This is a genomic window from Nitrospira sp. SG-bin1 (assembly GCA_002083365.1).
GTDB lineage: Bacteria > Nitrospirota > Nitrospiria > Nitrospirales > Nitrospiraceae > Nitrospira_D.
The window spans coordinates 43,663-52,583 of the sequence record LVWS01000001.1; the positions used below are offsets into that span (position 1 = coordinate 43,663).

At 53.9% G+C, this 8,921-nt stretch carries 9 protein-coding genes; 4 read left to right on the forward strand and 5 right to left on the reverse strand.

The genetic code is table 11. The features are described 5' to 3' along the window. The first annotated feature begins 182 nt into the window (after nt 1-182). The 4 genes from A4E19_11515 (at nt 183) to A4E19_11530 (ending at nt 4,418) form a co-directional block, all read left to right on the forward strand. Complete coding sequence (locus A4E19_11515; GenBank protein ID OQW38011.1) at nt 183-1,883, forward strand: hydroxylamine reductase; 1,701 nt, start codon at nt 183-185, stop codon at nt 1,881-1,883. 2 nt (nt 1,884-1,885) lie between these two features. Beyond that, entirely contained in the window at nt 1,886-2,914 is a 1,029-nt protein-coding gene (locus tag A4E19_11520; GenBank protein OQW38012.1) for a hydroxylamine oxidation protein HaoB, read from the forward strand. 179 nt (nt 2,915-3,093) lie between these two features. Next, nucleotides 3,094-3,822, forward strand: a complete 729-nt coding sequence (locus tag A4E19_11525; GenBank protein ID OQW38013.1) for a cytochrome C554 — start codon at nt 3,094-3,096, stop codon at nt 3,820-3,822. Nucleotides 3,823-3,824: 2 nt separating this feature from the next. Then, nucleotides 3,825-4,418 carry a cytochrome C gene (locus A4E19_11530; protein OQW38014.1) on the forward strand — a complete coding sequence of 198 codons (594 nt, stop codon included), beginning with the start codon at nt 3,825-3,827 and terminating at the stop codon, nt 4,416-4,418. A gap of 114 nt (nt 4,419-4,532) precedes the next feature. Here the strand turns inward: A4E19_11530 and A4E19_11535 are convergent, their stop codons facing one another. From A4E19_11535 to A4E19_11555, 5 genes are all read right to left on the reverse strand, one after another. After that, complete coding sequence (locus tag A4E19_11535; protein ID OQW38015.1) at nt 4,533-5,288, reverse strand: sulfurase; 756 nt, start codon at nt 5,286-5,288, stop codon at nt 4,533-4,535. Further along, entirely contained in the window at nt 5,285-5,470 is a 186-nt protein-coding gene (locus A4E19_11540; protein OQW38016.1) for a hypothetical protein, read from the reverse strand. The genes A4E19_11535 and A4E19_11540 overlap by 4 nt, the downstream gene beginning before the upstream one ends. Beyond that, nucleotides 5,460-6,233 (reverse strand): hypothetical protein, encoded by a 774-nt coding sequence (locus A4E19_11545; GenBank protein OQW38065.1) that lies wholly within the window; start codon nt 6,231-6,233, stop codon nt 5,460-5,462. The genes A4E19_11540 and A4E19_11545 overlap by 11 nt, the downstream gene beginning before the upstream one ends. Before the next feature lie 407 nt (nt 6,234-6,640). Beyond that, nucleotides 6,641-7,900, reverse strand: coding sequence for a methane monooxygenase/ammonia monooxygenase subunit B (locus tag A4E19_11550; protein OQW38017.1), 1,260 nt, complete (start codon nt 7,898-7,900; stop codon nt 6,641-6,643). Next, entirely contained in the window at nt 7,897-8,748 is an 852-nt protein-coding gene (locus A4E19_11555; GenBank protein OQW38018.1) for a methane monooxygenase/ammonia monooxygenase subunit A, read from the reverse strand. Before A4E19_11555 ends, A4E19_11550 begins: the two co-directional genes overlap by 4 nt. Nucleotides 8,749-8,921 lie beyond the last annotated feature (173 nt).

An 8,921-nucleotide genomic window follows, 5' to 3' on the forward strand; every position in this document is an offset into this window, starting at 1 on the left:
GGTTCCAATGGTCAAGATCCATGTAAAATTGCTTGACACTCGCATAGGGCTAAGCTATATTTCGCCGCCATTCTTTTTAGAGAACTTGCTCAAATGAATCAGTATAAAAACAGAAGTGAGTCGAACGAACCTTTTATGAAAGCCAATGCGCACCGTCCATCAACGGAAGGAGTCAAACTGTGATGGTAAAGAACATGGTGAAGTATGCCCTGGTGGTCTGTGGCGTGTTCGCCGCCGCCCAGGCCCAGGCGAATTTCCCCACCGTGCCGAAGGAAACCTACGAGGCCCTGAAGATCGATCGATCCGCCTCGCCGAAGGAACTGTACGAAGCGCTCGTCAAGCGGTACATGGACCCCAACCAGAATGGGCAAGGGAAGGGGAAGTACGGGGACTATTGGCAGCCCGTTTCCTTCAGCAAGTATTTCGACCCCCACACCTTTTATAAGCCCCCGCAGGCGGTGAAGGAAGTCGCCAGCCGGGAGCAGTGCGTGAAGTGTCACACAGATGAATCGCCGGGCTGGGTGGCCGCGTGGAAAAAGAGCACCCATGCCAACCTGGACAAGATCCGCAAACTGACCCCGAAGGACGACACCTTCTACAAAAAGGCCAAACTGGAAGCCATCGAAGAGAATCTCCGGTCGATGGGCAAGTTGGGCAAGGGCGAGAAGCTGAAAGAAGTGGGCTGTATCGATTGCCACTTCGATATCAATACCAAGAACAAGGCCGATCACCGGAAGGACATCAAGCTCGCCACCGCGGATACCTGCGGCACCTGTCACTTGCAGGAATTTGCGGAGCGGGAATCCGAGCGCGACTCCATTACCTGGCCGAAGGATCAGTGGCCCAAGGGCCGGCCGTCCCATGCCTTGGACTACCGCGCCAACGTCGAAGTGGAAGTCTATGCCGGCATGCCGCAGCGGGAGATCGCCGACGGCTGCACGGGCTGTCACATCAATCAGAACAAGTGCGATACGTGCCACGCGCGGCATGAATTCTCCGTGGCGGAATCCCGCAAGCCCGAAGTCTGCGCCCAGTGCCATAGCGGAGCGGACCACAACAACTGGGAAGCGTACAATCTCTCCAAGCACGGGCTGAAGTATCAGCGCGACAAAGATCACTGGAACTTCAACATTCCCATCAAGGAAGCCATGGCCAAGGGTGCGGAAACCGCCCCGACCTGCCAATACTGCCACATGGAGTATCAAGGCAAGATCGCGCACAACGTCGTGCGGAAGGTGCGGTGGGCCAACTATCCCTTCGTGCCCGGCATTCGTGAGAACATCAAGACCGACTGGGCCGAGAAGCGGAACGATGCCTGGGTGAAGACCTGTACCAATTGTCACTCGGAAACCTATGCCCGAGCCTGGATGGAGTTCATGGATAACGGGACCTTCTCGGGTTTGGACAAGTATGACGAAGCCCATCATGTCGTCGAGGAACAGTATAAGAGCGGGTTGTTGACCGGGCAGAAGACCAACCGCCCGGCCCCTCCGGCTCCTGAAACCGATGGATTTGAAAAGTTTTTCCAGATCTATTGGTCGAAGGGGAATAACCCGGCGGCCAATGAGTTGAAATTGTTTGAAATGGCCGAAGATCACCTGGTGCAATTGCATGTCAGCTTGGCCCACCAATATTGGGGCTACACCTATACGGTGGGTTGGGCGGCGATGAACCGGGCTTATGTGGAAATCATGGACGATGACACCCGGCTGAAAGAAAAGTTGGATCTGCAAGCGCGGGTGGCCAAGCTCGAGGGCCAGATGAAGCATAGTGGGCTGGATCTGGACAGCGACAGCGGCAAGTTGTCGCTCGGCGGGATCGGCGGCGGCATGATGCTGGCCGGGACCCTGGCTCTCGCCGGTTGGCGGCGGCACAAGAAGTAGCAGTGAACGGGACGTCGTCACTGAGTGACTCGGTGTCACGTCCGTCCGGGCTGAAGATCCTCCCGTCACTGGGATTCCTCCTGGTGACGGGAGGTCTTTTTTTGCTCGGATGGTTTGCCTACCTTTGGTTTAAGCCGGCCCCTGCTCCCTACAGCTATCACTTGGTTGATGAAGGTAGCGTGAATAAGTTTGGGAGCCTCGGACTGCAGGACTGGCCGGAGTTACAAATCAGTAAATACGAAGTGCGAGTTCAGTCAGTAGATAAGCCGATTGCCATTGCTTATCGAGCCGGTAAAAAAGACGGTACGTCTGTCCTTTTAAACTGGGAAAATCTCGTTTCAGAACCGGTGGGATCGATGGGGAATGATCTGTCGGAACTTACCACGATTGCGACAGATATTACGAAACATGTACCGAAAGAGGCGGTGATCCTAGCCTGGTGGGACACCTCTCGACAACTCGGTCTTTTATCAGACCGGGATACCTTGTTTACGTCTCATCTGGGGAAGCCGCTCATTGCCCCCTCTTATTGGAAAGATCGTGCGAGTGTTATCGAGGAGTATGAACGTCAATTTTGGGGAACAGCCCGCTCCTCGGACGAAGATCTCAAATTCCAACGGTTTGTCGATGCATTGTCTTCGGATGCGAATAAAGGGGTTGCCATGCTTCGCGAACTGGTAGGCTCGCGAGACGCCTATATCGTGGTCCACCCCGCGGATCTCTACAAACTTGGGTTGATGCGGCCTGATCGAATGGACATTGCATTTAAAGACTTCCCATTAACCGGTAACGTCCATGGGCTTGCCGGACAGGTCAAGGCGTGGATGAAGGAGAATGGATACAATACCTATACGTTGCAATCCATTTCGGAAAAGGTCGTGCGTGCTTATTTTTTGAATGAAGGTAAAGACGGAAAAACTCTATTGGCTCATATGCTGCCGAATATGAACTCAACACCCATCGACTTTCAGGCGTTGCAATTGGTACACAAGCACGGTGGCTATTGGGTCTACAAGATACCGGCTGATTGAGACCTGTCCTGAATCGAACAATCACTAAAATATGAGGGTGGCAGTCTGGAATTCGCTCATGGTAAACTGACTCCGCTGATTGGGATTAGAGGACATGTTACCAGTACGATTTTCTAGTAGAATATATTCATGACAAAGATTACAGGTGTTATTTATATACTTACCGGAAAGGAGATGCCGTGAATCACCGCATAGTTTACACATTCGCCGCTGCTGCCGTATTTCTGGCCGTGGCAGGGACGGCTTGGGCGGAAGGGACATTCGAGGGACGAAAGAAATGCTTCAACTGTCATAAAGGTGAAGGTGAGTCATGGGAAAAGACTCTCCATGGTAAGGCAATGGAGTCGCTCAAGCCCAGCAGAGGCAAGAAGAAGGACGAGGCGATGGTCAAGGCCAAGCTGGACCCTAAGAAGGACTATACAAAAGATAAAGATTGCGTTGGATGCCATGTCGATGGGTTCGGTAAGGAAGGCGGGTACGTCATCGAAGAGCCGGAGAAATTCCTAACTGGTGTCGGTTGCGAGTCTTGCCATGGTGCCGGGAGTGATTACCGAAAGATCCATAGAAAAGCCGGTGAAGCTTATGAGAAGTCCCAGAAGACGATGGAGCGAGCCAACCTGGTTGAAGCGGGGCAAGATTTTGAATTCCAGGAAAAGTGTAACGCGTGCCATCTCAATTATGAGGGATCGCCGTGGAAAGGTGTGAAGAAACCATACACCCCATTCACTCCGAAGGTAGACAAGAAGTACGAGTTTGACTTTGAAAAATCCGTTCGGAACGACAAGGCGATGCATGAACACTTCAAGCTGGCCGGCACATTTACCGGGCCGCCAATGCCCAAGTTCCATGAAGAATTCCAGAAGAATGCCAAGCCGCCGGTGAAGTCAGACAAGGCTGGGGATGAATAACAATGCCAAAGCTTGGAACGTTAGCTGCTGGAGCCGTTCTTGGAATAGGGTTGATCACCGTCGTTTTCGGCGGTGAAGCCGCCATTTCAAGGACGGAATTTTGCATCAGTTGTCACTCGGAAATATACCCCTATGAGGAGTTGAAGAAGTCCTCACATTGGGGGGCTCTTGGCATGGATCCAGGGTGTAAGGACTGCCATGTACCTCAAGGGCTCTCAAATTTCCATAAGGCGATCTATACGCACGTGGTCGATGGGGTGCCGTTCCTCATCAAGGAATTCACCACGGACTATTCAACGGTTGAGAAGTTCAACGAACACCGGCCGGAAGCGGCCTACCGTGCTCGCATGAAGCTCAAAGAATGGGATAGTCTGACCTGTCGAGCCTGCCACAAGAATACGAAGCCGCCGGGGGCTTCAGCCAAAGCGGCACATGCCAAGATGCAAAGCGAGGGGGCGACGTGCATTGACTGTCATCAAAATCTCGTGCATAAAAAGGTACCTGAGCATGATCTCAATGCCAGCATTGCCCAAGGGAAGCCTGTAATAAAGGAAGTAAAAAAGAAAGCTGACGACGACGAAGACGAGAAAGACTAGCAGGCTCAGGCATAAGTGCGGCTAGGTCATCGCATCAGGACCGTATTCATTGAAAAGAATGCGGTCCTGATGTTGTTTTATGGAGATTGGGAATGGTGACAAGCGGGAGGCGGTCTATTTGGGAAGTGGTCCGTCGAGTCGAGAAGCCGTCTGCTCGTGTATTCCTGTGATCGCCCGTCGTTCAAGCTTCGTGCGCCATCGTGATGAGAGAGGCACACAATTAGCAAGCTCTCTCGCCGCCTGCCTGTCATTCAACCGATGATGCATGACCTGGTTTGCTGCGGACACCGTCCACCGGGGATACGGTCGGTCCACTAACACCAAGTCGCTCCCTGCCCGAACATGTCCTTCACGGAGCACTCTGAAATACCAACCAGTACGACCCGTTTCCTGAACACGAAGAGCCAAATCCTTTACCCCCCAACGGCGTGCCAGCTTCCAACAGGGTTGTCTGGGCTGTGAGACTTGCACACGAGATTCCCCGATTTCAAACACGTCGCCGATACAGATGTCACTCTCCAATGCGCCTTCGGTTGTAAAATTTTCTCCGAACCCACCTGCTTGAAGATTCGTCAGTCCTATGGTTTGAGTCCAATAAGGGTAGTGTTCACCTGGGTAGACATTCACCGCTTTATCAGGTCCACCATGATTGTCTAAATCCGCTTGCCCGTCTCCATCGAGGTTGAGACGTCCAAGCCATAGGGATGCGGTCGTCGGATGCTTAAAGAAGCCGGTCGTCCATCTCTGATCATGTGGGTCAGCTCCTTCGACAATCCCGACAGTTTTAGGCAGGCCGACCTGTAGCGATATGACTCGTATCCGTTTGTCTCCTGCCACGCTGACCTCCGAATAGAGCGTCGATCCGCTCACTCACGACGTGAGGGCTTATGAAGCGATGAAAGCTCGACAACATAACGCTTCATGTGATGCATAGGTGCCATGGTCGGAATCAATGGTTGACCGGCCGAGACCAGAAGAGAGTGAAGAATGGTCCGAGTTTTATGCGGCGGTCCATGCGGTTTCTTTGTGAAGACGTTCGTATCATTTGACACGGCGAGTTCGTTTGTGGAGCGCCGTAGAGGTGTACCATTGAGAGACACGCCGGAGCCAATGGAGTGCAGGCCCTGCTCCTCCTATCGCAACCGCATCAACGAGGCAGTACCAGGCACCGACTCCACTTGGGGGATTGCCTTGCGGCCATCCCAGTAAAGGATCAATGGCGGCCCACTTCCAAGCGCCGACCGCGGTGCCGATCAGTTCCAGCCAGGTCGTAATAAAAAAAGCCGCCAGATAGACCATGGGGGATCGCCCGATCAGCAGCCAGACCAAAAATACGGAAAACAACAAGGCTCCAACCCAATCTCCACGATCGGGATAGCCGCTGATGCCCCAGAGGGACCACGTTCCCCATACCCCGATCACAAAGAGGGCGATTTTCACGGGGTAACGAACAAACAAGGCCGATCGTGCGAGTGCCACAGCGGTCAAGTACACCATCCCGTGACCTGGCGGAACATAGGCGGGCACATTCTCGAACCGGTATGTGTATCCCCCCATGTAAAGCGAAGCGAAATGCTCCCCAATAGTCGCAAACAGCACGGCAATGATGACCTGAACCTTGGTTTCTCGACTCTCACCGAGCAGCAAAATACCGAGAAAAATCCATGCAAACGTACCGAGCATTTGTTGGCGTTCCACGCTTGCGCCGATTTCCATTAAACAGCTGACCCCCACGCTGAAGAAGGTAAAGGCGGCAATTCCATAGTCCCGCAGTCGATGGGCGTCAATGGTGTCGGCGGTGGGGAAATGTCGGATGGCAATCCGGCCGATGGTGTCGAATAACTGCGAAGGAGCGGAGGAACTTGAAGGGGCGTCCATGGATCAAGTGGAGTGTATCATGAGGAAGCCCGTGGCCGAGCCACGAAGAAGCGGTTTGTTTTAGTGGCTCTCTCGCCAAAAGCCAGTGCTATCATACAGAACCATTGACGGCAGAGCAAGGTTTGACAACGTGGCGAGGTTGTTCCAGCCAATCCACTATAAAATGAGGCTTCAGACGGATGACTCGGACACGCTACGTGTCTTCTGAAGATGACACTGGAGAAGAGAAAGAGAGGAGAGGGGACACATGGGACTGGTGCTAAATGGGGGAAAACAAAAACGCCGACCCGCCTGGCCATCTTGCGATGGGGCGGATCGGCGTCTTGTCAGTTGCGCGTGACTCTCTAGGCGCCCAGTCGTGTGAAGACTGGGAGAACCGGCGCCCAGATCGGGTTGATGAGCCGTTCACCCTTGTCGGTCCAGGACATCAACAGCCCTGCGAAGCGCTGATCCGGGTCGTGGAGGATGTCCACTAACCGCTGCACTTCCCAGAGAACGTCCTTGGACTCGACCTTGATGTCGACGGTCTGACCAGGTTGAATCGGAGCTTCGTTATCCATTGTCAAGCCGGCTTGTGCGACCAGCTCTGGTGGATAATTAGGATCGAGCTTAGCAGCCCCAACCTTGTTGGTAAACCGGATACCTGCCGTAGTGAATTCTCCGATGGTGACCGGTTCCGTGCCGTTATTCGTCGCATGAAGAGTCATGCGCAAGGCACGACCCGGAACATCGTACTCAGCATGAGTCACTTCAACCATCAACGGGTTCGGCTTGACCGGCAGCGGTTTTACCTTGGTTTCACCGGCCTGAAGTGGCACGGTCACCGGATGCCGTGCATCTGCAGCCAGATACCCGACCGTCACGACGACCAAGGTGAAGATCAGCACCGCCGTACCAACCTTCCGGTCGATTGGGTCAAGGAGAATCTCATCTCCATAGGCCGCCAACACCCGCGCACGAACCAGGTACATCGGCCGAATCATGAAGAAGCCGACCCAGAAGATGGCCACTGCGGCCCAGAACAGGTGCCACATGATTCCCGTTGCCGTGCCCATGGTCTCTGAATCGAAGGTTTCACCGGTCAGCGTCTTAATCGGATTGGTGAAGTCTTCATATCGACCCGTGATATCCATCCATCCGCCAGGTCCTGCGATCGGACCCGCATCCTTGACGGCAAACATCGGATGAAGATGGTGGTGGCCGGGGAGCCGAGCTTTCAATGTGACGACGTATTCGTAGTCACGCCCGATTTCCATTGGCCCCGAGACGAACATCGGTGTTCCATTGACCTTCGAGCTCAGACGCACAAAGACGGAACTTGGAGAACCGACGTTGATGAAGGTACGGTTGGGTTTCACGACCGCACGAGGCCAGTCCTCGGACAAGTGAAACTTACCTTTCAGTTCCGTCACGTCATTGACTTTGGTCGATTTTCCGACCCATTCGGTGTCATACCAGTTCACGGTACGCATCCGCAGGAACGGTTCCTGTGAACGCTCACCGTGTGCAAATGCGGGAGTGATATCGACAACAGGCGTAAGTGCCAGCGTCGCCGCCCCGCAGATGCCCATTACCCAGAGTTTAAAGGTGTGTTTGGCGTTCATGCTTTCCCCCCGATTTTTGCTTTGTCCTGGTTCGCCAGCGTTGCATAGGCAAACACGTCGTACACTTTCGTGGTCCGCTGTCTGTCATCCGTCAGGTAGAAGTAGGACGTGCAGAAGAACTTCCCGAACTGCCACCACAGGATGTACATCAACGACGACGCGAACGCGGCAAAGAAGGATGAGATCATGGTGCTGTGACCGCCGAAGGTCCGCAGCGAGCCCACCTCGATCATCCGGATGTACTCAGGAGTACCGGTACGAACGTACAAGAAACCCATATAGTCCGCCCAGGACAGCAAGGTGCCATCGACGACGAGCGGCGTATGGCTATAGGCAAAGATGGCCCAGTTGGTCGGATAGAACAAGGCTGCAAACATCCAGGCCCCAATGACCGCCGTCAACGTCCAGTTCCTGGTCAACAACAAGGTAATGTCCAGGACAATCGCGCTCGGAAGCAACGTGGCCGGCATCACGAAGTTGTAGGGATAGTTGGACCACCACCACCAGGCGGCAACGATCGTCACCCATTTACCGGCCAGAAGGGCCAGGATGCAGATCGTCGCTCCAAATGGCTGCCGATAGTTCACCCAATTGTAGTACTGGAGCGCCGCACAGAACGTGATCGCCGTGATCGGGGTCACGATCGGCCACCATTGACGATCCTTCCAATCCAACCAGAAGTCCCAGTCCCCCGCCAGCAGGTCGAAGTGCATGTGGAAGGTTCCGACGATGGTGACAAACAAAATCGGAATGAAATAAATGTAGTCGATGTGCCTGGACATCGCCACGCCTTCAGGCGGCAGCTTCGAAGCCTTAATAATCTCATCGGTTCTAAACGTAACTGACATCCTCCGTCATTCCAGCCGAGACGGCGGGTCCGGGCTGCCGGGCCCGCCGCTTCTTATGGACCTAAATTTAGACCTCCCGCCTCTGTTTTACCTTCGGTCATATAGTTGGCTATCAATTTTATTCAGTATCCCGCCTTCGCGTTGGGGTTCACCTGGCTGGGGAACGGATCCAG

What these genes read in the sequence shown, in the direction of transcription:
- A4E19_11515 (OQW38011.1), top strand. Translation starts at nt 183, where the DNA reads ATGGTAAAGAACATGGTGAAGTATGCCCTGGTGGTCTGTGGCGTGTTC.
- A4E19_11555 (OQW38018.1), bottom strand. Translation starts at nt 8,748, where the DNA reads ATGTCAGTTACGTTTAGAACCGATGAGATTATTAAGGCTTCGAAGCTG.
- A4E19_11550 (OQW38017.1), bottom strand. Translation starts at nt 7,900, where the DNA reads ATGAACGCCAAACACACCTTTAAACTCTGGGTAATGGGCATCTGCGGG.
- A4E19_11530 (OQW38014.1), top strand. Translation starts at nt 3,825, where the DNA reads ATGCCAAAGCTTGGAACGTTAGCTGCTGGAGCCGTTCTTGGAATAGGG.